20 protein-coding genes are annotated in these 24,971 nt (G+C 65.8%); 10 read left to right on the top strand and 10 right to left on the bottom strand.

The window, feature by feature from the left end; all coding sequences use genetic code 11:
* Positions 1 to 127: 127 nt before the first annotated feature.
* From WS89_RS30405 to purN, 4 genes are all read right to left on the bottom strand, one after another.
* Positions 128 to 1,324 (bottom strand): DesA family fatty acid desaturase, encoded by a 1,197-nt coding sequence (locus WS89_RS30405; protein WP_059504729.1) that lies wholly within the window; start codon positions 1,322 to 1,324, stop codon positions 128 to 130.
* Positions 1,325 to 1,544: 220 nt separating this feature from the next.
* Positions 1,545 to 2,927: a mechanosensitive ion channel family protein gene (locus tag WS89_RS30400; RefSeq protein WP_059795771.1), complete on the bottom strand. Its 1,383-nt coding sequence runs from the start codon at positions 2,925 to 2,927 to the stop codon at positions 1,545 to 1,547.
* A 17-nt stretch (positions 2,928 to 2,944) separates the two neighbouring features.
* Positions 2,945 to 4,210, bottom strand: coding sequence for an RsmB/NOP family class I SAM-dependent RNA methyltransferase (locus tag WS89_RS30395; protein WP_059795769.1), 1,266 nt, complete (start codon positions 4,208 to 4,210; stop codon positions 2,945 to 2,947).
* The gene (gene purN, locus WS89_RS30390) at positions 4,207 to 4,869 is read right to left on the bottom strand and encodes a phosphoribosylglycinamide formyltransferase (RefSeq protein WP_059795768.1); all 663 of its coding nucleotides are present in this window, start codon (positions 4,867 to 4,869) and stop codon (positions 4,207 to 4,209) included. The genes WS89_RS30395 and purN overlap by 4 nt, the downstream gene beginning before the upstream one ends.
* Before the next feature lie 122 nt (positions 4,870 to 4,991).
* On the opposite strand from purN, the gene WS89_RS30385 reads away from it, so the two are divergent.
* From WS89_RS30385 to dut, 5 genes are all read left to right on the top strand, one after another.
* Positions 4,992 to 5,984 carry a bifunctional riboflavin kinase/FAD synthetase gene (locus WS89_RS30385; protein ID WP_059504721.1) on the top strand — a complete coding sequence of 331 codons (993 nt, stop codon included), beginning with the start codon at positions 4,992 to 4,994 and terminating at the stop codon, positions 5,982 to 5,984.
* A 102-nt stretch (positions 5,985 to 6,086) separates the two neighbouring features.
* Entirely contained in the window at positions 6,087 to 8,924 is a 2,838-nt protein-coding gene (ileS, locus tag WS89_RS30380) for an isoleucine--tRNA ligase (protein ID WP_059795767.1), read from the top strand.
* Between the two features lie 3 nt (positions 8,925 to 8,927).
* The gene (lspA, locus tag WS89_RS30375; protein WP_059795765.1) at positions 8,928 to 9,428 is read left to right on the top strand and encodes a signal peptidase II; all 501 of its coding nucleotides are present in this window, start codon (positions 8,928 to 8,930) and stop codon (positions 9,426 to 9,428) included.
* 67 nt (positions 9,429 to 9,495) lie between these two features.
* On the top strand, positions 9,496 to 10,707 hold the full coding sequence (coaBC, locus tag WS89_RS30370; RefSeq protein WP_027808191.1) for a bifunctional phosphopantothenoylcysteine decarboxylase/phosphopantothenate--cysteine ligase CoaBC: 1,212 nt from the start codon (positions 9,496 to 9,498) through the stop codon (positions 10,705 to 10,707).
* Positions 10,708 to 10,761: 54 nt separating this feature from the next.
* Positions 10,762 to 11,208, top strand: coding sequence for a dUTP diphosphatase (dut, locus tag WS89_RS30365; RefSeq protein ID WP_059504717.1), 447 nt, complete (start codon positions 10,762 to 10,764; stop codon positions 11,206 to 11,208).
* A gap of 212 nt (positions 11,209 to 11,420) precedes the next feature.
* Here dut and WS89_RS30360 read toward each other — a convergent pair whose 3' ends face one another.
* The 3 genes from WS89_RS30360 to clpS form a co-directional block, all read right to left on the bottom strand.
* Entirely contained in the window at positions 11,421 to 12,800 is a 1,380-nt protein-coding gene (locus WS89_RS30360) for an amino acid permease (RefSeq protein WP_059795977.1), read from the bottom strand.
* A gap of 103 nt (positions 12,801 to 12,903) precedes the next feature.
* Positions 12,904 to 15,204: an ATP-dependent Clp protease ATP-binding subunit ClpA gene (gene clpA / locus WS89_RS30355; protein ID WP_059504715.1), complete on the bottom strand. Its 2,301-nt coding sequence runs from the start codon at positions 15,202 to 15,204 to the stop codon at positions 12,904 to 12,906.
* Positions 15,201 to 15,515: an ATP-dependent Clp protease adapter ClpS gene (gene clpS / locus WS89_RS30350; RefSeq protein WP_006398529.1), complete on the bottom strand. Its 315-nt coding sequence runs from the start codon at positions 15,513 to 15,515 to the stop codon at positions 15,201 to 15,203. The genes clpA and clpS overlap by 4 nt, the downstream gene beginning before the upstream one ends.
* A gap of 545 nt (positions 15,516 to 16,060) precedes the next feature.
* Between clpS and WS89_RS30345 the strand changes: the two genes are divergently transcribed.
* Positions 16,061 to 16,264 carry a cold-shock protein gene (locus tag WS89_RS30345; RefSeq protein WP_034208192.1) on the top strand — a complete coding sequence of 68 codons (204 nt, stop codon included), beginning with the start codon at positions 16,061 to 16,063 and terminating at the stop codon, positions 16,262 to 16,264.
* Between the two features lie 180 nt (positions 16,265 to 16,444).
* Here WS89_RS30345 and WS89_RS30340 read toward each other — a convergent pair whose 3' ends face one another.
* Positions 16,445 to 18,052 (bottom strand): multicopper oxidase family protein, encoded by a 1,608-nt coding sequence (locus WS89_RS30340; protein WP_059795974.1) that lies wholly within the window; start codon positions 18,050 to 18,052, stop codon positions 16,445 to 16,447.
* A gap of 613 nt (positions 18,053 to 18,665) precedes the next feature.
* Here WS89_RS30340 and WS89_RS30335 point away from each other — a divergent pair.
* Complete coding sequence (locus WS89_RS30335; RefSeq protein WP_034208193.1) at positions 18,666 to 18,890, top strand: hypothetical protein; 225 nt, start codon at positions 18,666 to 18,668, stop codon at positions 18,888 to 18,890.
* A gap of 123 nt (positions 18,891 to 19,013) precedes the next feature.
* Here the strand turns inward: WS89_RS30335 and WS89_RS30330 are convergent, their stop codons facing one another.
* Positions 19,014 to 21,242: an NADP-dependent isocitrate dehydrogenase gene (locus tag WS89_RS30330; RefSeq protein ID WP_059795764.1), complete on the bottom strand. Its 2,229-nt coding sequence runs from the start codon at positions 21,240 to 21,242 to the stop codon at positions 19,014 to 19,016.
* Between the two features lie 283 nt (positions 21,243 to 21,525).
* A complete protein-coding gene (gene icd / locus WS89_RS30325) occupies positions 21,526 to 22,782 on the bottom strand; it encodes an NADP-dependent isocitrate dehydrogenase (RefSeq protein ID WP_006478026.1) in 1,257 nt (418 codons plus the stop codon).
* A gap of 276 nt (positions 22,783 to 23,058) precedes the next feature.
* Here icd and WS89_RS30315 point away from each other — a divergent pair, with 276 nt between their 5' ends.
* From WS89_RS30315 to WS89_RS30310, 3 genes are all read left to right on the top strand, one after another.
* Positions 23,059 to 23,637 carry a pseudouridine synthase gene (locus WS89_RS30315; protein ID WP_006490892.1) on the top strand — a complete coding sequence of 193 codons (579 nt, stop codon included), beginning with the start codon at positions 23,059 to 23,061 and terminating at the stop codon, positions 23,635 to 23,637.
* Positions 23,638 to 23,919: 282 nt separating this feature from the next.
* A complete protein-coding gene (locus WS89_RS33415) occupies positions 23,920 to 24,135 on the top strand; it encodes a hypothetical protein (RefSeq protein ID WP_011352970.1) in 216 nt (71 codons plus the stop codon).
* Between the two features lie 160 nt (positions 24,136 to 24,295).
* Positions 24,296 to 24,796 (top strand): DUF192 domain-containing protein, encoded by a 501-nt coding sequence (locus tag WS89_RS30310; protein WP_059795763.1) that lies wholly within the window; start codon positions 24,296 to 24,298, stop codon positions 24,794 to 24,796.
* Positions 24,797 to 24,971 lie beyond the last annotated feature (175 nt).

Below are 24,971 nucleotides of genomic sequence, written 5' to 3'. Positions count from 1 at the left end.
CACTCGCCATCTCCCCAAGCCTCATACCCATTCAGGCGCTGCCGATCCGTCAAAAACCGGTGGCCCAAATGAAAAAACCCCGCCAACGCGGGGTTTGTGACGTCCTGAGATTCTAATCGATTTCGAATCAGGCGTAGCGACGCAGGCGCATCGCGAATTCCTGCAGCGCCTTGATGCCGCTTTGTTCCGCACGATGGCACCAATCCTGCAATTGCGCGAGAAGTTGTTCGCGCGACGCGGTCGAACGATCCCAGATCGCGGCGAGATCCTGGCGCAGTTGGAAGTACGTATGCAGCTTCTGGCTGTTCGCGAAGATTTCCGGCAGCAGCTTTTTCTGCGGCTCGTCGAGGCCGTCGGCATCCTTGTGGAACCACTTGCGCGCGCTGCGCATCAACTGGTACTTCTCGCTCGAACCGAGCTCCTTCAGGTGCGCGAGCTCCTGGCGGTACGCACGCTTCACGGCCTTGCCGTAGCGCGCCATCACTTCATAGCGGTTCGACAGCACGGCCTGCAGCGTTTCCTGGTCGAGCACCGTCTTCGGCTTGTTCAGGCGCGGCGTGGGCGCAACCTTCTTGACCTTGGCGAGACCGAATGCCGACATGATCCGGATGTACATCCAACCGATGTCGAACTCGTACCACTTGTTCGACAGCTTCGCCGACGTCGCGAACGTGTGGTGGTTGTTGTGCAGCTCTTCGCCGCCGATCACGATGCCCCACGGGAACAGGTTCGTGCTCGCGTCGGCCGAGTTGAAGTTGCGATAGCCCCAGAAGTGACCGAAGCCGTTGACGACGCCCGCCGCCCAGAACGGGATCCACACCATCTGCACGGCCCACACGGTCAGGCCGAGCACGCCGAACAGCGCGACGTCGATCACCATCATCATGCTGATGCCGAGGATCGGGTACTTCGAGTAGAGATTGCGCTCGAGCCAGTCGTTCGGCGTGCCGTGGCTGAACTTGCGCATCGTCTCCTCGTTCTTCGCTTCCGCGCGGTACAGCTCGGCGCCCTCGAGGAACACCTTCCAGATGCCGCGCGTCTGCGGGCTGTGCGGATCTTCCTCGGTTTCGCACTTCGCGTGGTGCTTGCGATGGATCGCGGCCCACTGGCCGGTCAGCATCCCGGTCGTCATCCACAGCCAGAAACGGAAGAAATGGCTCGCGATCGGATGCAGCTCCAGCGCGCGGTGCGCCTGGCAGCGGTGCAGGTAGACCGTTACGCCGATGATCGTGACGTGCGTGACGGCGAGCGCGAACAGCGCGACCTGCCACCACGAAAAATGCAGAAGCCCGTGGGAAAGAAAATCGAGCAGGGAATTCAACAAGGCAGTTACCTGTGATGAGAGCGACGCCGGCTCACGCCAGCGTCAGAAAAATGAAAGCATACCGCGTGTAGACCAGAATTTTACTTCAACCGTTCCAAGTCTTTGTAAAAAATGAATATTTTCTTGCCTTGACGCAATCCGCGCGGTCCACGGGCGGACTGGAAAAGGCCTACGATCCGGTTTCGACCGCGGAATCGATACGATCGACCGCACCCGCCCGCTACGCCGCCGGTGTGCGCGCGTCCAGCGCACCATTGGCCGCCGCCGGATCGACCCCGGCCGCCACGCCCGGCGCGGGAAAGCCGTCCGGCAGCCCGACCACGCGCACTTCGCGCTGCGGAAACGGAATCGAAATCCCGTGCTCGCTGAACAGCCGCCAGATGTTGCGGTTCACGCTCGAGCGCACGCCCGACGTGCCTTTCGCCGCATCCTCGATCCAGAAGCCGAGCTCCAGGTCGATCCCGTCCGCGCCGAAACTCACGAGATACGGAGTCGGCGCCGGCTCGGCCAGCACACGCGGCACGTCCTTCGCGGCGTCGGCGAGCAACGCGAGCGCCCGCTCGACGTCGCTCGTGTACGCGACCTGCACCGCGACTTTCGCGTAGCCGCGCGTCAGGTACGACGACTGGTTCTGCACGACGTCGGTGATCAGCTTCTCGTTCGGGATCAGCGTCTCGTTGCCGTCGAGGCCGCGCACGACCGTGTAGCGCGTGCGGATCTGCGTGACGACGCCCTGCAGCCCGCCGACGCTGATCGCATCGCCGAGCCGCAGCGAGCGGTCGAGCAGGATGATGAAGCCCGACACGTAGTTGCTCGCGATCTTCTGCAACCCGAAACCGAGGCCGACGCCCACCGCGCCGCCGAACACGCCGAGCACCGTCACGTCGATGCCGACGAGCGACAGCCCGATCAGGATCGCCGCGAACACGAGCAGCGCGCGGCCGACCCGCGACAGCACGACCTTCAGGTTCGCGTCGAGCGTGCTCGCGCGCGACAGGCGATCCTCGAGCACCGAGCCGAGCCACATCGCGACCATCAGCGTCACGCAGACCCACAGCGCGCCGGAAATCACCGACAGCAGCGTGAGGTGCGCGGTCGCGACCCGGAACTGCACGCTGTCGAGCCAGCCGAGCACGTCGTGCTGGATGCCGAGCACGGTCATCACCATCGCGGCCCACACGACGGTCGACACGATCTTCTCGACGATCGACAGCCATGCGTGCGTGTGGCCGTCGCGCGCGAACACGCGTCGCGCGAAGAAGAACAGCACGTAGATCAGCCCGATGCCGAACAGCGGCACGAGCGCGAGCGACAGCAGCGACGTCGACATGAACGGGTCGAACGCGAGCTGCGCGCCGCCGACGAACACGCTGCCGAACAGCGGAAACAGCGCCCGCTTCAGGCTTTGCGCGCCCGCGCCCGGTGCGCGTCCAGCGGCCCGGCGCCGAGCCTCGATCCGGCCGTGCACGAAGCGCGCGGCTACCCACGCGAAACACAGCGCCCCGACGAGGATCGCCGCCTGCCAGATCATCACCGGCTGGTGGAAATCGCGAATCACCGACGCCAGCCGGTGCGACAGCAGGCGGCTCTGCAGATTCTCCATCGTCCGTCCGGGCGTCGTTACTGCGCGGCGCGGCGTTCGAGCACCGCGGCGAAGAAGCCGTCAGTCGCGTGACGGTGCGGCCACAGCGACAGGTAATCGCCCGTCTCGAGCGCGATGCGCTGGTCGGCCAGCACCTGCTGCGCCGGCACCAGCACGAAGTCGGGATGATCGACCAGGAACTGTTCGACGATGCGCTCGTTCTCGGCGTCGAGCACGCTGCAGGTCGCGTAGACGAGCCGGCCGCCCTTCTTCACGAGCCGCGCGGCGCTCGCGAGGATCGACGCCTGCTTGGGCGTCAGCTCGTCGATCGCGGTGCGCGTCTGGCGCCACTTCAGGTCCGGATTGCGGCGCAACGTGCCGAGGCCGCTGCACGGTGCGTCGACCAGCACGCGGTCGATCTTGCCCGCGAGCCGCTTGATCTTCGCGTCGTGCTCGCTGTCGATCAGCACCGGGTTCACGTTCGACAGCCCGCTGCGCGCAAGGCGCGGCTTCAGCTTCGCGAGGCGCTTTTCCGAGATGTCGAACGCATACAGGCGCCCGGTCGAGCGCATCATCGCGCCGAGCGCAAGCGTCTTGCCGCCCGCGCCCGCGCAGAAATCGACGACCATCTCGCCGCGCCGCGGCGCGACCAGCGAGCACAGCAGCTGGCTGCCTTCGTCCTGCACCTCGATCGCCCCTTCCTCGAACAGCTTCAGGCGCGTCAGCGCCGGCTTGCCGACCACGCGCACCCCGAACGGCGCGAACGGCGTCGCGCCTGCGTCGATGCCGCTCACGCGCAGCGCTTCGATCACCTGGTCGCGGCTCGCCTTCTGCGCGTTGGCACGCAGGTCGAGCGGCGCCGGGTAGTTCAGCGCGGCGGCGAGTTGCGCGAGCTCGTCGGCGTCGAAACGGGCCGACAGCGCCTGATGAATCCAGTCGGGCAGATTCGTGCGAATGCGCACGGGCAGGCTCGCCGGATCGATCTTCGACACGTGCTCGAGCCATGCGGACTCGGTGTCGGACAGGAACGGCTTCAGCGCATTGCGACCGACCGTCTGCATCAGGCCGAGCAGCGTGAGGCGTCGCGCGGGCGTGCCCGTGCCGCTCTCGGCCAGATGCGAAAATTCCATCTTCCGGCGCAGCACCGCGAACACGGCCTCGGCGATCACGCCGCGCTCGGCATGCCCGAGCTTCGGGTGCGCGCGGAAGAACCGGCTCGTCGTCGCGTCGGCGGGGCCGGCGAACTTCAGCACCTCGGCCAGCAAAGTCTCGGTCTGGCCGATCAGGAATCCGTGCAGCTTCATACGCCCTCACTCGTTTCGGTATGCGGTTCATCCGCGAAAATCCAGCGCGCCTCGTCGGGCGCCACCACTGCACGGCCGTTCTCGAGGCGCAACCGGCCGTCGACGAACCAGCGCACCGCGCGCGGATACAGCACGTGCTCGACCGCCAGCACGCGCCGCGCGAGTGCCGCTGCGTCGTCGCCGGTGCGCACGGGCACCGCGCCCTGCGCGACGATCGCGCCGCTGTCGAGCTCGGGAATGACGAAATGCACGCTCGCGCCATGCAGCGTGACGCCGGCATCCAGCGCCTGCTGGTGCGTGTGGATGCCCTTGAAGCTCGGCAGCAGCGACGGATGGATATTCAGCAGCCGGCCCTCGTAACGTCTGACGAAAGCGGGCGTGAGGATGCGCATGAAGCCGGCGAGGACGACGAGATCGGGCGAGAAACGGTCGATCTCCGCGGCGAGCGCCGCGTCGAAGCTGTCGCGGCCGTCGAACGACCGGTGGTCGACCACCGCCGTCGCCACCCCGTGCGACGCGGCAAAAGCCAGGCCGGCCGCGTCGGGCCGGTTGGCGATCACGGCGGCGACCTCGGCCGGCCAGCGTTCCTGCGCGCACGCGCGGACGATGGCCTCCATGTTGCTGCCGCGACCGGAAATCAGGATCACGAGTTTTTTCATCCGCGAATTTTACCATTCGCCCTCGCGTTTCCCGCCTTCTCGGCCGCCGGCCCGCCCGAACGTTTATAATCTTCTGCTTTGCGGCATCCCACCGCCCATTCCCCGACGCTGCATCCGCTATCGTGAAAGTCTTCCGCGGCCTGCCCAACGCCGAGAGCCGCGCCCCGTGCGCGCTGACGATCGGCAACTTCGACGGTGTCCATCGCGGCCACCAGGCCTTGCTCGCGCGCGTGCGCGCGGCAGCGGACGCGCGCGGCCTGCCCGTGTGCGTGATGACGTTCGAGCCGCACCCGCGCGAATTCTTCAACCCGGCCGGCGCGCCGCCGCGCATCGCGATGCTGCGCGACAAGCTCGAGGCGCTGCGCGACCACGGGGTCGACCGCGTCGTCGTCGAGCACTTCAATCACACCTTCGCGAGCCAGTCGCCGCAGGCGTTCGTCGAGCGCACGCTGGTGAACGGGCTGCACACGCGCTGGATGATGGTCGGCGACGATTTCTGCTACGGCGCGAAACGCGCGGGCACCTTCGACACGCTGAAGGCAGCCGGCGAGCAGTACGGCTTCGAAGTCGAGCAGATGGGCACGGTCGCCGGCAGCGACGGCACGCGCATTTCCAGCTCCGGTGTGCGCGCGGCGCTCACCGCCGGCGATCTCGACGCGGCCGCGCAGGCGCTCGGCCACGGCTACTTGATCAGCGGCCACGTCGCGCACGGGCTGAAGCTCGGCCGCGATCTCGGCTTTCCGACGCTGAACCTGCCGATCGCGCACAAGCGGCCGGCGCTCAAGGGCATCTTCGTCGTGCAGGTGCACGGCCTCGGCCCCACCCCGCTGCCGGGCGTCGCGAGCCTCGGGCTGCGCCCGACGGTCGACGATTCCGGCCGCACGCTGCTCGAAGTCCATCTGCTCGACTGGCACGGCGATGCATACGGCAAACTGATCCGCGTCGAATTTCTGAAGAAGCTGCGCGACGAGGCGAAGTTCGACGATCTCGAGGCGCTGTCGCGGGCGATCGCGCTCGACGTCGCGAATGCGCGCGCGTACTTCGCCGAGCGCGACCGCGCGCCGGGCAGCCGCGCGACCGGCTTCGCGACGTCGGCCACCGACCGAATTAGCTGATCCGGCCGGCGGCGCACCGCGCCGCACCCTCGCGCCGCCGACGCGCGCGCATCCCCGATTCACGACGCACGAGCGTCCCCCGATTTAGATAGCGATCCCATCATGAGCAACAAGAAAGCCGATTCGAAACCGCAGGCCAAGTATCCGGTCAACCTGCTCGACACGCCGTTCCCGATGCGCGGCGACCTGCCCAAGCGCGAGCCGCAGTGGGTCAAGGAGTGGGAAGAGCGCGGTATCTACGACAAGATCCGCGCGGCCAGCAAGGGCCGGCCGAAGTTCATCCTGCACGACGGCCCGCCGTATGCGAACGGCGACATCCACCTCGGCCACGCGGTCAACAAGATCCTGAAGGACATCGTCGTCAAGTCGCGCAACATGGCCGGCTTCGACGCACCGTACGTGCCGGGCTGGGATTGCCACGGGATGCCGATCGAGATCCAGATCGAGAAGCAGTTCGGCAAGTCGCTGCCGGCGGCCGAAGTGATGAGCAAGGCGCGCGCGTACGCGACCGAGCAGATCGAGAAGCAGAAGGTCGGCTTCAAGCGCCTGGGCGTGCTCGGCGACTGGGCCAACCCGTACAAGACGATGAACTTCGTGAACGAGGCGGAAGAAATTCGCGCGCTCGGCAAGATCATCGAGAAGGGCTACGTGTACCGCGGGCTGAAGCCGGTCAACTGGTGCTTCGACTGCGGCTCGGCGCTCGCGGAAGCGGAAGTCGAGTACAAGGACCGCACCGATCCGACGATCGACGTGATGTTCCCGTTCGCGGAACCCGAAAAGACCGCGCAGGCGTTCGGCCTGGCGGCGCTGCCGCGCGCCGAGGGCGGCATCGTGATCTGGACGACCACGCCGTGGACGATTCCCGCCAACCAGGCGCTGAACCTCCATCCGGAAATCGTCTACGCGCTGGTCGACACCGAGCGCGGGCTGCTGATCATCGCGGAAGAGCGCGTCGAAGCCTGCATGACCGACTTCAAGCTGACCGGCCGCGTCGTCGCGACCGCGCCCGGCGTGAAGCTCGCGAACCTGCGCTTCCACCACCCGCTCGCGTCGGCCCACCCCGGCTACAAGCGCACCGCGCCCGTCTACCTCGGCGACTACGTGACGACCGACACCGGTACCGGCGTCGTGCACTCGTCGCCCGCGTACGGTATCGAGGACTTCATGTCGTGCAAGGCGCACGGAATGACCGATTCCGACTTCATCAACCCGGTGATGGGCGACGGCCGCTATATCGAATCGCTGCCGCTGTTCGGCGGCCTGTCGATCTGGGATGCGAACCCGAAGATCGTCGACGCGTTGAACGCGGCGGGCTCCCTGCTGCGCAGCGAGAAGTACACGCACAGCTACATGCACTGCTGGCGCCACAAGACGCCGATCATCTACCGCGCGACGTCGCAGTGGTTCGCCGGCATGGACGTGAAGCCGCACGACGGCGGCAAGACGCTGCGCGAAACCGCGCTCGAAGGCGTCGACGCGACCGCGTTCTACCCGTCCTGGGGCAAGCAGCGTCTGTTCAGCATGATCGCGAACCGTCCGGACTGGACGCTGTCGCGCCAGCGCCAGTGGGGCGTGCCGATGGCGTTCTTCGTGCACAAGGAAACCGGCGAGCTGCACCCGCGCACGCTCGAGCTGCTCGAGGAAGTCGCGAAGCGCGTCGAGCAATCGGGCATCGAGGCGTGGCAGTCGCTCGACCCGCGCGAGCTGATCGGCGACGATGCGAACCTGTACGAAAAAAACCGCGACACGCTCGACGTGTGGTTCGACTCGGGCACGACGCACTGGCACGTGCTGCGCGGCTCGCACAAGGATCAGCTGCAGTTCCCGGCCGACCTGTACCTCGAAGGCTCGGACCAGCATCGCGGCTGGTTCCATTCGTCGCTGCTCACGGCATCGATGCTCGACGGCCGCGCGCCGTACAAGGGCCTGCTCACGCACGGCTTCACCGTCGACGGCGAAGGCCGCAAGATGAGCAAGTCGCTCGGCAACGGCATCGACCCGCACGAAGTCGCGAACCGCCTCGGCGCGGAAATCATCCGCCTGTGGATCGCGTCGACCGACTACTCGGGCGAGCTCGCGATTTCCGAGGAAATCCTGAAGCGCGTGACCGAAGGCTATCGCCGCATCCGCAACACGCTGCGCTTCCTGCTCGCGAACCTGTCGGATTTCGACTTCGCGCAGCACGCGGTGCCGGTCGACGAATGGCTCGAGATCGACCGCTATGCGGTCGCGTTCTCGCAGCAATTGCAGACGGAACTGCTCGGCCACTACGAGAAGTACGAATTCCACCCGGTCGTCGCGAAGCTGCAGACGTACTGTTCGGAAGACCTCGGCGGCTTCTACCTCGACGTGCTGAAGGATCGCCTGTACACGAGCGCCGCCGATTCGCGCGCACGCCGCTCCGCGCAGACCGCGCTGTACCACCTGACGCATGGCCTCTTGCGCGTGCTCGCGCCGTTCCTGTCGTTCACGGCCGAAGAAGCGTGGAAGGTATTCCAGCCTGCCAGCGACACGATCTTCACGGAAACCTACTATGCGTATCCGGAAGTCGCCGGCTCGGCCGCGCTGATCGAGAAGTGGGCGCTGCTGCGCGACGTGCGCGGCAACGTGACCAAGGCGCTCGAGGAAGCGCGCACCGCGAACCGCATCGGTTCGTCGCTGCAGGCCGAAGTGGCCGTGCACGCGAGCGGCGCGCGCTACGACGCGCTCACGAGCCTCGGCGACGACCTGAAGTTCGTGCTGATCACGTCGGCCGCGACGGTCGTCAAGGTCGACGACGAAGCGCAGGAAAGCGTCGACGTGGCCGCGTCGAAGTACCAGAAGTGCGAGCGCTGCTGGCACTACCGCGAAGACGTCGGCGCGCACGCCGAGCATCCGACGCTGTGCGGCCGCTGCTTCTCGAACCTGTTTGAAAACGGCGAAATCCGGAGCGCTGCTTAAACCATGGCGAAGACCCTGTCGAAACCGGCCAGCGGCGCGCTCGCGCCCTGGCTCGGTATTTCGCTGATCGTGATCCTGTTCGATCAACTGTCGAAGATCGCGATCCTGAAAACGTTCGCGTACGGCGCGCAGCATGCGCTGACGTCGTTCTTCAACCTCGTGCTGGTATATAACCGCGGCGCCGCGTTCGGCTTCCTGTCGACCGCGAGCGGCTGGCAGCGCTGGGCGTTCACCGCACTCGGCGTCGGTGCGACGCTCGTGATCTGCTTCCTGCTGCGCCGTCACGGCCAGCAGCGGCTGTTCAGCCTGTCGCTCGCGCTGATCCTCGGCGGCGCGCTCGGCAATGTGATCGACCGGCTCGTCTACGGCCACGTGATCGACTTCCTCGATTTCCACCTCGGCGCGTGGCACTTCCCGGCGTTCAACCTCGCCGATTCCGCGATCACGATCGGTGCGGTGCTGCTGATCTACGACGAGCTACGGCGCGTGCGCGGCTCGCGCTGAGCGCGCATACTCCGTGTCGACGGCCGGCTTCGCGCCGGCCGTTCCGTTTGACCCCAGGAGGCCTGAGTTGGCACACGCAGAACTCGCAGGAAAACACCTCGTTCTCGGCCTGACGGGCGGCATCGCCTGCTACAAGATCGCCGAGCTCACGCGGTTGCTCGTGAAGGCCGGCGCGACCGTGCAGGTCGCGATGACCGACGCGGCCACCCAGTTCATCACGCCCGTCACGATGCAGGCGCTGTCGGGCCGGCCCGTCTATACGAGCCAGTGGGATGCGCGCATCGACAACAACATGGCGCACATCGACCTGTCGCGCGAAGCCGACGCGATCGTGATCGCGCCCGCGTCGACGGATTTCCTCGCCAAGCTCGCGCATGGGTTCGCCGACGATCTGCTGTCGACGCTGTGCATCGCGCGCGACTGTCCGCTGCTCGTCGTCCCCGCGATGAACCGCCAGATGTGGCAGAACCCGGCCACGCAACGCAATGCCGCGCAACTGCGCGCCGACGGCGTGTCGGTGCTCGGCCCGGATTCGGGCGCGCAGGCGTGCGGCGAAGTCGGCGACGGCCGCATGCTCGAACCCGAGGCGATCTATGAAGCGATCGTCGCGCACTTCGCGCCGAAGGTGCTCGCGCACCGTCGCGTGCTGATCACGGCCGGGCCGACGTTCGAACCGCTCGACCCCGTGCGCGGCCTGACGAACCGCTCCAGCGGCAAGATGGGGTTCGCGCTCGCCCGGGCCGCGCAGCAGGCCGGCGCCGACGTGCATCTCGTCGCCGGGCCGGTCGCGCTCGACACGCCGTGGGGCGTCTACCGTCAGGACGTGCAGACCGCGCAGCAGATGTACGACGCGGTGATGCATGCGGTCGCCGACGCCGACATCTTCATCGCGGTGGCCGCGGTCGCCGACTGGCGCGTCGATCAGCCGGCCGAGCACAAGATGAAGAAGACGGCCGACCGCAAGATGCCGGCGCTCGCCTTCGTCGAGAACCCCGACATCCTCGCGTCGGTCGCGGCGCTGCCCGATGCGCCGTTCTGCGTCGGTTTCGCGGCCGAAAGCGGCGACCTCGACGTGCACGGCGACGAGAAGCGCAAGCGCAAGAACGTGCCGCTGCTCGTCGGCAATCTCGGCCCGCTGACGTTCGGCCGCGACGACAACGAAGTCGTGCTGTTCGAGGCCGCCGGCCTCACGCGCCTGCCGCGCGCGCCCAAGGACGAACTCGCGCATGCGCTCGTCGCGGAAATCGCGAAGCGCCTGCCCGACAACCGCCTGATCTGATCCCCGCGAGGCGGCCCTTGCCGCCGCGCCCTTCCCGACCGATTCGACGACAGCATGAAACTCGACCTGAAGATTCTCGACGCGCGCATGCGCGACTACCTGCCCGCCTACGCGACCACCGGCAGCGCCGGCCTCGACCTGCGCGCCTGCCTCGACGCACCGGTCACGCTGCAGCCGGGCGAAACCACGCTCGTGCCGACCGGCCTCGCGATCCACCTCGCCGATCCCGGCTATGCGGCGCTGATCCTGCCGCGCTCGGGCCTTGGCCACAAGCACGGAATCGTGCTCGGCAACCTCGTCGGCCTGATCGACTCCGACTACCAGGGCCAGTTGATGGTCTCGACGTGGAACCGCGGCCAGACCGAGTTCGTGCTGAACCCGTTCGAACGGCTCGCGCAACTCGTGATCGTGCCGGTCGTGCAGGCGCAGTTCAACATCGTCGACGAATTCCCCGCGAGCGATCGCGGCGCCGGCGGCTTCGGCAGCACCGGTCGCCACTGAGCCACGCAGCACGAAAAGATGGGGCCTCGCGGCCCCTTTTCCTTTTCATGCGCCGTCACTTGCCGGGCGGTTGCGCGCTTCGCGCGAGCGCCGGCTCACGCCGCCGCGCCTGCGCGATGCTGGCATAGACGACCATCGCGGCCAGCACGCCGAGCAGCACAACGGAACCTTAGTAAGTGTGAAGAACGGCATCGGCCGCCACGCCGGCGCGGTCAACGCGCGTGTTGGTGCCGGTAATGCAGTGCGTAGGCGAGCGTCAGCAGCACGACGAATACGACGCCGACCGCCATCGTCATCCGGAATTCGCGCGTGAAAGCGGTCGTCAGCAGGATCGCGGCCACGAGCCCGGCGCCGAGCAGGCTGCCGAACGGGTGCCCCCACATCCGGAACGCGAGCGCGGGGCCGCGATACCGCGAACGGAACCGCAGATGCGTGACGAAGATCATCAGCCATGTGAACAGCGCGCCGAACATCGCGATCGCCATCATCACCGTGAACGCGGTGTCGGGCGCGAGCACGACCAGCACGGCCGCCACCGCGACGCCGCTCGTCGAGATCCACAGCGCCGCGCGCGGCACGCCGTTCGCGCCGAGCCGGCCGAACACCGCGGGCGCGAGGCGCGCGCGCGACAGGCTGAACATCATCCGCGTCGTCACGTAGAGCTGGCTGTTCATCGCCGACAGCGCCGCGATCAACAGCACGAAGTTGATCACGCCCGCCGCGTACGGCACGCGCGTCGCGGCCATCACCTTCACGAACGGGCTTTCGTCGGTGCCGGCCTGCGTCCACGGCACGATCGCGAGCATCAGCGCGAGTGTCAGCAGGTAGAACAGCACGAGCCGGAACACGGTCGAGCGGAATGCGCGCGTGACCGCGTGCTGCGGATCGCGCGCCTCGCCGGCCGCGATCGCGACGGCTTCGATGCTCATGTAGCTGAAGATCGCGACGATCACTGCGACCCACGTCCCCCACGGCCCCTTCGGCATGAAGCCGCCGTGCGCGGTGTAGTTCGCGAAACCGATGCCCGCTGCGGCCGGCGCCGACCAGACGAGATAGCCGCCGAGCACGATGAACACGACGATCGCCGCGATCTTCAGCAGCGAAAACGCGTATTCGACCGTCCCGTACAACGTCACGCTCGCGAGGTTCACCGCGATCAGCAGCGCGGAGAAGCCGATCACCCAATACCAGCCGGGCACGGCCGGGAACCAGTACTTCATGAACACGGCGATCGCGCTGATCTCGGTGCCGATCGCGAACACGACCGCGAACCAGTACGCATAACGCGCGAGAAAACCCGCGAGCGGGCCGACGTAATGCTCGGCGTACGCGCCGAACGAGCCGGCCGTCGGATGCGCGACGGTCATTTCCGCGAGCGCGCCCATCAGCAGCAGCGCGATCAGCGCGCCGATCGCATAGGAAACCAGCACGCTCGGGCCGGCGAGCCCGATCGCGAACCCGCTGCCGAGGAACAGCCCCGTGCCGATCGCGCCGCCGATCGCGATCATCGCCATCTGCCCCGACGTCAGCGCATGGCGCAACCCTTGTTCGCGCGCGACGATATCGTCGAACGACCGTTGTTGTTGTGTCACTGCGTTACCACTCCCCTGCACCACCATCGCGCCGCCGGCGCCGGATAAAACGAAACGGCGCGGAGAACTTCCCGCGCCGTTCGCATGAACAACGAATTATCGCTTACTCGACTTCGACCGTCTCTTCGTTCGGCTTGTGCGGCGGATTCGCCAGCTTGTCGAACGACAACTGCACCTTGTCGGCCTCGTCGACGTCGACCGTCACGTGGCCGCCGTTTAGCAGCTTGCCGAACAGCAGTTCGTCGGCCAGCGCGCGCCGGATCGTGTCCTGGATGAGCCGCTGCATCGGCCGCGCGCCCATCAGCGGGTCGAAACCGTGCTTCGCGAGATGCTTGCGCAACGCGTCGGTGAAGAGCGCGTCGACCTTCTTCTCGTGCAGCTGCTCCTCGAGCTGGATCAGGAACTTGTCGACCACGCGCATGATGATTTCCTCATCGAGCGAACGGAAGCTGATGATCGCATCGAGGCGGTTGCGGAACTCCGGCGTGAACAGCCGCTTGATGTCGGTCATCTCGTCGCCGGTTTCGCGGCGCGTCGTGAAGCCGATCGTCGCCTTCTGCATCGATTCGGCGCCCGCGTTCGTCGTCATGATGATGATGACGTTGCGGAAATCCGCCTTGCGGCCGTTGTTGTCCGTCAGCGTGCCGTGGTCCATCACCTGCAGCAGCACGTTGAAGATGTCCGGATGCGCCTTCTCGATTTCGTCGAGCAGCAGCACGCAATGCGGCTTCTTCGTGACGGCTTCGGTCAAGAGGCCGCCCTGGTCGAACCCGACATAGCCCGGCGGCGCGCCGATCAGACGGCTGACCGCATGACGCTCCATGTATTCCGACATGTCGAAGCGGATCAGCTCGATGCCGAGCGTGAACGCGAGCTGACGCGCCACTTCGGTCTTGCCGACGCCCGTCGGGCCGGAGAACAGGAACGCGCCGATCGGCTTGTCCATCTTGCCGAGGCCCGCGCGCGCCATCTTGATCGAGGCCGCAAGCGCGTCGATCGCCGGATCCTGGCCGAACACGACGCTCTTCAGGTCGCGATCGAGCGTCTGCAGCTTGCTGCGGTCGTCCTGCGACACGCTTTGCGCCGGCACGCGCGCGATCTTAGAGATGATTTCCTCGATCTCGCTCTTGCCGATCGTCTTCTTCTGCTTCGACTTCGGCAGGATGCGCTGTGCGGCGCCCGCTTCGTCGATCACGTCGATCGCCTTGTCCGGCAGGTGACGGTCGGTGATGAAGCGCGCCGACAGTTCAGCCGCGGCCGACAGCGCGCCCGACGAATACTTGACGCCGTGGTGCTCCTCGAAGCGCGACTTCAGCCCGCGCAGGATCGCGACCGTCTGCTCGACGCTCGGCTCCGTCACGTCGACCTTCTGGAAGCGCCGCGACAGCGCCGCGTCCTTCTCGAAGATGCCGCGATATTCGGTGAACGTGGTCGCGCCGATGCACTTGAGCGTGCCCGACGACAGCGCGGGCTTCAGCAGGTTCGACGCATCGAGCGTGCCGCCCGATGCGGCGCCCGCGCCGATCAGCGTGTGGATTTCGTCGATGAACAGGATCGCGTGCGGACGCTCCTTCAGCTCCTTCAGCACCGTCTTCAGACGCTGCTCGAAGTCGCCGCGATACTTGGTGCCCGCGAGCAGCGCGCCCATGTCGAGCGAGTACACCTGCGCGTTCGCGAGAATGTCCGGCACTTCGCCGCGCGTGATCCGGTACGCGAGGCCTTCCGCGATCGCGGTCTTGCCGACGCCGGCTTCGCCGACGAGCAGCGGGTTGTTCTTGCGGCGGCGGCACAGCACCTGCACGACGCGCTCGACCTCGGGCTCGCGGCCGATCAGCGGATCGATGCGGCCGTCCTTCGCCATCTGGTTCAGGTTCTGCGTGAACTGCGCGAGCGGCGTTTCCTTCTGTGCGTTCGCGTCTTCGCTTTCCGCGTTCGCGTCGGACGACTTCGCGGCTTCGCCGCTGTTCGTCTTCGCGATGCCGTGCGAAATGAAGTTCACCACGTCGAGGCGCGTGACGCCCTGCTGCTGCAGGTAGTACACGGCGTGCGAATCCTTCTCGCCGAAGATCGCGACCAGCACGTTCGCGCCGGTCACTTCCTTCTTGCCGTTCGACGTCGACTGGACGTGCATGATCGCGCGCTGGATCACGCGCTGGAAACCGAGCGTCGGCTGGGTATCGACATCGTCGGTGCCCGGGACGGTAGGTGTGTTGTCGTGGATGAAATTGCGCAGGTTCTGACGCAGGTCCTCGATGTTTGCCGCGCACGCGCGCAACACCTCGGCCGCCGTCGGATTATCCAGCAGGGCCAGCAGCAGATGCTCGACCGTAATGAACTCATGGCGCGCCTGGCGTGCTTCCATGAACGCCATGTGCAGGCTGACTTCCAATTCCTGGGCAATCATGCTTCCTCCATCACGCACTGCAGCGGATGCCCTGCCTGCCGCGCATGGGTAACGACTTGCTCAACCTTGGTCGACGCGATGTCCCGCGTATAGACCCCACAAACCCCTCGCCCTTCGCGATGGACCTTCAGCATGATCTGCGTGGCCGTCTCGCGATCCTTCTTGAAATACTCCTGGACCACCATCACGACGAACTCCATCGGCGTGAAGTCGTCGTTCAGCAGCACCACCTTGTACATCGAAGGCGGCTTGAGCTTCTGCTGCTTGCGTTCCAGGACGGTACTGTCCTGCTTGTCCGGGATAATCGCCATACACCCATTCTAAACAACTCGGACAGGCCCGCAATCCTGCCATTACCCGACCGACCGGCCGGCGCCCTCCCCGGTATCCCGGAACACGCGATCGCCCTTGCGCCATACGAAAGCCGGCTGCGGTGCCGGCTTTCACGCGTGGCGCGGAACACGAACCGTCAGGGGGAATCGCACCGGAACGTCGTGTCCGCATCCAGTATCCCACAAGCCGGGACGACTCGAACGCGTGTCACTCGAGCCTGGTATATGAGCCGATTATGCGGCTTTTCAAGCCCTCGCGCTTGGCCGCATGCTGCAAAGCAAAGCCGGAAAAACCCTGAAAATGGGTTCTTTACAACGACCCTCTAAACGTCGAAAAATTCCACTTGACACTCCAATAAAGAGCGCCAACAATCAAGCTGGCACTTTTTTCAATTCGCCGATTGGCGAAACGAAAGAGGCCGAGGTGAGCTTGTGAGGGGGGAACGGCTGTATTTTCAGTCGTTTAGCTTTTCGAGCGTGCTCGTGGTAAGTAGCAGCGACTGTGTGACAGGGGAAGTAGGAAAATGGCAACTGGTATCGTTAAGTGGTTCAACGACGCGAAGGGCTTCGGCTTCATCACTCCCGACGAGGGCGGTGAGGATCTGTTTGCGCACTTCTCGGCTATCAGCATGAATGGTTTCAAGACGCTGAAGGAAGGCCAGAAGGTGAGCTTTGACGTCGTTCAAGGGCCGAAGGGCAAGCAAGCGTCGAACATCCAGGCCGCATAAAGGCATCGGATATCGGACGAAGAAACCCGGCGCACAGCGCCGGGTTTCTTTTTTGAGGCCGGCCAATCGATAATCGATTGGCCGGCCTTTTCGTTCAATCCCGATAATTGAACGCACATTGTCTCGTCACGCATGCGGATCGCGTATCGAATCCGCACGTGGAACACATTCGCGGTTTCGTTACACGACCTTCAGCGTACCCATCATGCCGAGATCCTCGTGTTCGAGAATGTGGCAGTGAAACATGCGCTCTCCGGGCATGTCTTGCGTGACGAGAATCGACACGGTTTCACCGCTGCGCACGTTCACGGTATCGCGCCACGCGCGGAACGGTTCGCTCGTGCGCGAACCGGCCGACGCCCGCTCGATGACCTGGAACTGCGTGCCGTGCAGATGGAACGGGTGATCCATGTCCGTCGTATTGCGGATCTCCCAGCGCTCGACGTCGCCGCGACGGCTCGTCAGCGTCGCGCGGTGCGGCGCGTAGGTGTCGCCGTTGATCGTGAAGCGCATGCCGGCCGGGCGGCCGTGCGTCGCACCGTTCATCATCGCGTCCATGTCCATTTCCTCGCCGAACGCGACCGTCTTGTGCGCCACCGGTTCGCCCAGCGGCCGCACCGCGCGCAGCGTGGCAGGCAGCGCACGGGCCTCGGCGGGCGCAAACGCGACATCGGCCAACGCCAGCGCCGGATCGGGCGGCAGACTGCCGTGGCCGTCGTCGTGCGACATCGCCATCTTGCGGCGGTCGTACTCGGCCGCCTGCAGCACCGCGCGCGACGCGCGCTCGCCGGCGCGCACCAACAGCTCCGCGCGCTCGCCCGGCGCAATCAACAGCGACGTCGCGCGCCGCGGCGCGTCGAACAACCCGCCATCGGTGCCCACGTGCTCGAACGCGCGGCCGTCGTCGAATGCGATACGCAAGTAGCGGGCGCTGCACGCGTTCCAGACACGCCAGCGTTCGTCGCCCGCGACGTCGATGCGCGGCCGACGCGCGCCGTTGACCAGCACGAACTGGCCTTCACGGCCGTTCATCCAGTCCATCATGTCGTTCGGCGCAATCGTGCCGTCGCGTGCAAGCTTCAGGTCCGACACGAACAGGTGGCGCTCGGGCCAGCCGGCAAGCGGATCGTCGGCGGCGCGCACGACGAACGGGCCGGCCAGCCCGCGGAACACCTGCTCGGCGGTCATCATGTGCGGATGCGGGTGGTACCAGTAGGTGCCGGCGCTGCCCTTCGGCAGCGTGAAGCGATACACGCGCGACGCGCCGGGCGCGACGGGATCGGACGGGTTGCCGTCCTGGTCGGGCGGCACGGGCAGGCCGTGCCAATGGATCGTCGACGGCTGCGGCAGCTTGTTCACGAACCGGATCTCGACCGTATCGCCCTCCCGCACGTCGATCAGCGGGCCGACGACGGGGCCTTGCGTGCCCGCGCCGAACTGCCAGAAGGTGGTCGGCCGCGCACCGTGCAGCATCGAACGCGCGACGGGCTGCGCCACCAGCGTGGCGCGGAACGTGCCGGGCTCGCGACTTTCGTTGGCCAGCGTGCGCAACGTCGCCAGCGGCGCGCCGGCCGGCAGCGCGTCGGCGGCCGCCAGCGCGACCGGCGCGGGCTTACCGTGCTGCGCGTGCGCTGACGTCCCTGACATACCCGGCATGCCCGGCATGTCGGTCATCGAATCCATGCCGGCCATGCCCGCGTGACCGGCATGCTGCGCCCACGCAGTGCGTGCGCATAGCGACGCGGCCGCGACGCCAACGGCGTGCGACAGGAAGGTTCTCCGTCTCATCAATCGATCCTCGTTATTCATGCGGCGCCGCGCGGCAGCCGCGGCGGTCGCGTCATCATAACCGCAGGCCTTCATCGAAAAACGCCGTCGCCGGGCGGGCGGCGATACGCCGCAGCAGAGCGTCGCGACCAGGCCGGACACAAGCGCCACGCTTGGCATCGCCGAGCGGCGCTTCGGCAACCATCGCTGCCCTCCACCCGTGCCTTGCACCCGCCGTGCAAACGAGCTTGGCGCGTTCCGCCTCGACCCCGCGCTTGCTCCCGCTGGATCGACGATCCGCAAACCGGCCAATTTTTCACGATGCGGAACAAGTCACTGCGTTATAAAAATTCGTGGTGCAGGGCACAAATTTCCCGTTTCGCGATGCCGAAAAACGTTCCGCAATACAAAACAACAAAAATAATTATTTGTTTTTAAAAGAGAAATTTTGTTTGGAGAAGCCGTTCTACCTGCACCATCCGAGCAGGTCGCGGACGTAGACTTTGTTCCATGCACTGACGCTTCGCCACGACGTTCGATACGAAACGCGGCGCAAGCAGCCAGTCGGGCCACAGCCGGCCGAGCCGGCAGGCGGCACACCAGAATCGCTCGTGATCAGAAAGGGAGAACGGAAATGAAGGGATTTCGCTTTGGTTCAGCGCTCGGGTCGTTCTACATCCTGCCGGCAAACGGCGGCTGGGAAGCGACGTTCGGCAACGCCCTGCTCGGCGCATTCTCGTGCCCGGAAGCGGCGGCCGACCACATCTCCCGCGGCGACTGCGCGCAACCGTCCGAACTGGACACGGCCACGCTCGAAGTGCCGGACGAAATCGCGGAATGGGAGATCGTTCACGTCTGAATGGCAAGCCTGCAACGACAAACGCCCCGGGCGACCGGGGCGTTTTTCTTGAATGCCGGGCGGCGAACGGTTCAACCCGCCGCGCCCGCACATGCATCGGCTCGCGCGATTGCGCGGCCGGCGTCAGGCAACCGCGTCGACGATGCCGTTCAGCGCCGCGCTCGGGCGCATGGCCTGGCTCGTCAGCTCGACGTTCGGACGGTAGTAGCCGCCGATCGCCTGCGGCTTGCCTTGCGCGGCCGCCAGCTCTTCCAGGATGCGCGCTTCGCTGTCGGACAGCGCCTTCGCCACGCCTTCGAACTGCGCCTTCAGCGCGGCGTCCTCGGTCTGCTCGGCTAGCGCCTGCGCCCAGTACAGGCACAGGTAGAAATGGCTGCCGCGGTTGTCGAGGCCGCCGACCTTGCGCGCCGGCGACTTGTTCTCGTCGAGGAACTTGCCGGTCGCCTGGTCGAGCGTCTTCGCGAGGACGAGCGCCTTCGGGTTCCGGTAAGCGTTGCCGAGATGTTCGAGCGACGCGGCCAGCGCGAGGAATTCGCCGAGCGAATCCCAGCGCAGGAAGCCTTCCTCGACGAACTGCTGCACGTGCTTCGGCGCGGAGCCGCCCGCCCCCGTTTCGAACATCCCGCCGCCGGCCATCAGCGGCACGATCGACAGCATCTTCGCGCTGGTGCCGAGTTCCATGATCGGGAACAGGTCGGTCAGGTAGTCGCGCAGCACGTTGCCGGTGACCGAAATCGTGTCCTTGCCCGCGCGGATGCGCTCGAGCGAGAAACGCGTCGCTTCGACGGGCGTCATGATGCGGATGTCGAGGCCGTTCGTGTCGTGATCCTTCAGGTAGCGTTCGACCTTCGCGATGATCTGCGCATCGTGCGCGCGCGCCGGATCGAGCCAGAACACGGCCGGCGCGCCGGTCGCGCGCGCGCGGTTCACCGCGAGCTTGACCCAGTCCTGCACCGGCGCGTCCTTCGTCTGGCACATGCGCCAGATGTCGCCCGACTCGACCGCGTGCTCGAGCAGCACGTTGCCGGCTTCGTCGATGACGCGCACGACGCCGTCCGCCGGAATCTGGAACGTCTTGTCATGCGAACCGTATTCTTCGGCCGCCTGCGCCATCAGGCCGACGTTCGGCACGCTGCCCATCGTGACCGGATCGAACGCGCCGTGCTGCTTGCAGTCCTCGATCACGGCCTGGTAGACGCCCGCGTAGCAGCGGTCCGGAATCACGGCCTTCGCGTCGTACAGTTGACCGTCCGGGCCCCACATGCCGCCCGAATCGCGGATCATCGCCGGCATCGATGCGTCGACGATCACGTCGCTCGGCACGTGCAGGTTCGTGATGCCCTTGTCCGAGTTGACCATCGCGAGACGCGGGCGCACCGCGTATTCGGCCTTGACGTCGGCCTCGATCGCTTCGCGCGTGTCGGCCGGCAGATCCTTCAGGCGCGCGTACAGATCGCCGATCCCGTTGTTCGGGTTGAAACCGACCTTCGCCAGCACGTCCGCGTGCTTCGCGAGCGCGTCGCGGTAGAACACCGACACGAAGTGACCGAACAGGATCGGGTCCGAGACCTTCATCATGGTCGCCTTCAGGTGCACCGAGAACAGCACGTCCTGCGCCTTCGCGTCGGCGATCTGCGCTTCGATGAAGCTGCGCAGCGCCTTGCGGCTCATCACCGAAGCGTCGATCACTTCACCGGCCTTCACGGCCGTCTTTTCCTTCAGCACCTTCTTCACGCCGTCGGCCGTCGTGAGTTCGATCTTCACGCTGCCGGCATCGGCGATCAGCGCCGACTTCTCGCTGCCGTAGAAGTCGCCCTCGGTCATGTGCGCGACGTGGGCCTTCGACGTCGGCTTCCACGCGCCCATCTTGTGCGGATGCTTGCGTGCGTAGTTCTTGACCGACAGCGGCGCGCGGCGGTCGGAGTTGCCTTCGCGCAGCACCGGGTTCACCGCGCTGCCCTTGATCTTGTCGTAGCGCGCCTTGACGGCCTTCTCTTCGTCCGTCGACGGATCTTCCGGATAGGCCGGCAGCGCGTAGCCCTGCGCCTGCAGTTCGGCGATCGCGGCCTTCAGTTGCGGCACCGATGCGCTGATGTTCGGCAGCTTGATGATGTTCGCTTCCGGCTTCAGCGTGAGCTGGCCCAGCTCGGCCAGATCGTCGGAACCCTTCTGCTCCGACGGCAGGACGTCTGCGAATGCCGCGATGATGCGGCCGGCGAGCGAGATGTCGCGCGTTTCGACGGCGACGCCGGACGAACGCGTGAAGGCCTTGACGATCGGCAGCAGCGAATAGGTCGCGAGCGCCGGCGCTTCGTCGGTGAGGGTGTAGATGATCTTGGGCGAAGTGGACATGGTGGTCAAAGCATTGCTACGTGATGATGGGACTGAGGAGCGCCGGCGGTAACCGGCGGGGAGCGACCGGGTCGATCGCGAAAGGGGCGCGCCGGTTCAGCCGGGCGGTGGTGTTGCGAGGGCCGTCATGGTCTACCTTGCAGGGCTTGCGGGCCGCATCGCGGCGCCGCGGCCCGCATGCCGGGCCGCCCTGCCAACAAAACCTGCCATCCACGAAACGCTCCGGCGCCGGCAGTCAGCGCCGGGGCGGCCGGCAACCTGCCGGCCCACCCCGGAAGGGGTCTTACATGTTCTCGATCAGCACTTCGCCGAAACCGGAGCACGATACCTGCGTCGCACCTTCCATCAGGCGCGCGAAGTCGTACGTGACGCGCTTCTGCAGGATCGACTTCTCCATCGCGGCGATGATCGTATCGGCTGCTTCCGTCCAGCCGAGGTGACGCAGCATCATTTCCGCCGACAGGATCTCGGAACCCGGGTTCACGTAATCCTTGCCTGCGTACTTCGGCGCCGTGCCGTGCGTCGCCTCGAACATCGCGACCGAATCCGACAGGTTCGCGCCCGGCGCGATCCCGATGCCGCCGACCTGCGCGGCCAGCGCGTCGGAGATGTAGTCGCCGTTCAGGTTCAGCGTCGCGATCACGTCGTATTCGGCCGGGCGCAGCAGGATCTGCTGCAGGAACGCATCGGCGATCGAATCCTTGATCACGATCTCGTTGCCCGTCTTCGGGTTCTTCACGCGCATCCACGGGCCGCCGTCGATCAGCTCGCCGCCGAATTCCTTTTGCGCGAGCGCGTAGCCGGCATCACGGAACAGGCCTTCCGTGAACTTCATGATGTTGCCCTTGTGCACCAGCGTGACCGACTTGCGATCGTTGTCGATCGCGTACTGGATCGCCTTGCGCACGAGGCGCTCGGTGCCTTCGGTCGACACGGGCTTGACGCCGATCCCGGAGGTTTCCGGGAAACGGATCTTCTTCACGCCCATCTCGTCCTGCAGGAACTTGATCACCTTCTTCGCCTGCTCGGAGCCCGCCGCCCATTCGATGCCCGCGTAGATGTCTTCCGAGTTCTCGCGGAAGATCACCATGTCGATCTTCTGCGGCTCGCGCACCGGCGACGGCACGCCCTTGAAGTACTGGACCGGACGCAGGCACACGTACAGGTCGAGCTCCTGGCGCAGCGCGACGTTCAGCGAACGGATGCCGCCGCCGACCGGGGTCGTGAGCGGCCCCTTGATCGACACCACGTATTCCTTCAGCACCTGCAGCGTTTCGTCCGGCAGCCACACGTCCGGACCGTACACCTTGGTCGCCTTCTCGCCCGCGAAGATCTCCATCCAGTGGATCTTGCGCTTGCCCTTGTAGGCATGCGCGACCGCCGCGTCGACGACCTTGATCATGACCGGCGTGATATCGAAGCCCGTACCGTCGCCTTCGATATAGGGAATGATCGGCTGATCGGAAACGTTGAGCGAGAAGTCCTTGTTGACGGTGATCTTGTCACCGCCCTCCGGAACCTTGATGTGCTGATACGGCATGATCGACTCCAGTGACGTGGCTGAGCAGGTGATGCTGGTCGAAACTGCGCGCGCGGCGGGGGCGCGGCATGGCCACCCCGCGACGGCAACAGCGAGCCGCTATTCTAGCGCCCCAACCGGGCACTTCGGCGCGAACCGCGACACTGCGCATCAAGCCCTCACTTATGTCTTATATAAGACAGAGGACTTGCCGTTCCGTATTATGCATTAAGATTCCGCCATTTGCCATAGACCGCCCGCCCCCGGCTTCCCGCGGGGCGCCGGGCGGCCCCCGCCATGAACCTGATCGCCCTCAACAAGCCGTTCGGCACGATTTGCCAGTTTTCCGCGCACGAGACGCGGCCGTCGCTCGGCGACTGGGTAAAAACGCCCGGCGTGTACGCAGCCGGCCGGCTCGACGCGGACAGCGAGGGGCTGCTGCTGCTCACCGACGACGGTGCGCTGCAGGCCCGCATCGCGGAGCCGCGCCACAAGCTGGTGAAACGCTACTGGGCGCAAGTCGACGGCGCGCCGGGGCCCGCCGACCTGAAGGCGCTCGCACGCGGCGTCGACCTCGGCGACTACGTGACGCGCCCGTGCCGCGCCGAATTCATCGAGCCGCCCGACACGCTGTGGCCGCGCAATCCGCCGATCCGCTACCGCGCCGCGATCCCGACCACCTGGATCGAGTTGGCGATCACCGAGGGCAAGAACCGGCAGGTGCGCCGGATGACGGCGGCCGTCGGCTTCCCGACGTTGCGCCTGGTGCGCGTCGGCATCGGCGCGCTCGATATATTCGCGCTCGGCATTGCGCCGGGCGAAACGATCGCCCTGCCGCCGCGCGCGCCGTGGGACGGTTTCGCGCCCGCCGGATGACGCATCCGGGATGCGCGAATTTTTTCGTCGTCTTTTTCGTCAACCACCCGCGGAGATCGCGCGTTAAACCACGCAGATGCCAACCTTAGCTATCCGGCATTGGCAGCCGAACCCGTGTTTGCGTCACGAAAGCGACGTTTTATTCGAATACGATTCGGCGCCCGCAGCGCAAAGAGAAATTTCTCGAAGCGTCTGTCAACCGAAAGGTGGATGGCACCGTTAGACGACATGACTCCTATTGCCGGGTCATTTGGTTAATTAACTAAAGCTGAGGAACACAACATGAACAAACTGATCGCCGCTCTGGTCGCTGGCCTCTTCGCAACGGCTGCTTTCGCACAAGCTTCGGCTCCGGAAGCTGCTCCGGCAGCAGCAGAAGCTGCTTCGGCACCGGCTAAGCACGCTGCCAAGAAGCACCACGCTGCCAAGAAGCACCACAAGGCATCGAAGAAGGCTGCAGCAAGCGACGCAGCAGCACCGGCAGCTGCTTCGAACTAAGTAAGCAAGCTGTAATAACGCAGTCAAGAACACGCAGTTCTGCCGTTCTTACGGCGTTGAAAGGCAGATCACCGCAAGGCGATCTGCCTTTTTCTTTTTTGTGCCCGCCGGCGCGCATCGCGTACCATGCGGGTCTCGTTTTCCAGACAGGAGCCATGCTGTGCCATTCTCCCTGCGCCAGTCGCTCGGCCGCCTTGCGCGCGCCGCCGTGTTTCCCGCCGCCCTCGCCGTCCTCGCGCTCGGCATGCAGGCCGCCGGCGCGCAAGTGCCGCCTGGCGCCAAGCAGCCGAGCGAGTTCCCGCGCGTGAAGCTGCGCGCCGGCATGTATGTGATCGACGCGGCCGTCGCCGCCAACGACGCCGATCGCGAACAGGGGCTGATGTACCGTTCGCAGCTCGCGCCGAACGAAGGCATGCTGTTCGTCTTCAACGAGAACGCCGTGCACTGTTTCTGGATGAAGAACACGCTGATTCCGCTGTCGATCGCGTTCATCCGCGCGGACGGCACGATCACCGACATCGACGAGATGAAGGCCGAGACGACCGACAACCACTGTCCGCGCAACAACGGCGTCTATGCGCTCGAAATGAGCAAGGGCTGGTTTGCCGCGAAGGGCATCAAGCCCGGCATGAAGCTCGACGGCCTGCCGCGGACCCAGTAACGGCAACGGCCCGCGCGGCGGCATCGCGCCGCGCACCGACCGCAAGCCGGCCGCCCGTGGCGCGCCGGTTTTTTTTCGCCCGCCGGCGGCGGTGCGCGCCTTGATTCCGCCTGCGCCGGCCGCATCTGCAAAAGCCACGCGCAAGCGCTATGCTTGAAGTCTCGCTTGTTCCAGC

The organism is Burkholderia sp. MSMB1072, from assembly GCF_001524725.1.
GTDB lineage: Bacteria > Pseudomonadota > Gammaproteobacteria > Burkholderiales > Burkholderiaceae > Burkholderia.
This window is presented reverse-complemented; position numbering and strand designations above follow the sequence as displayed.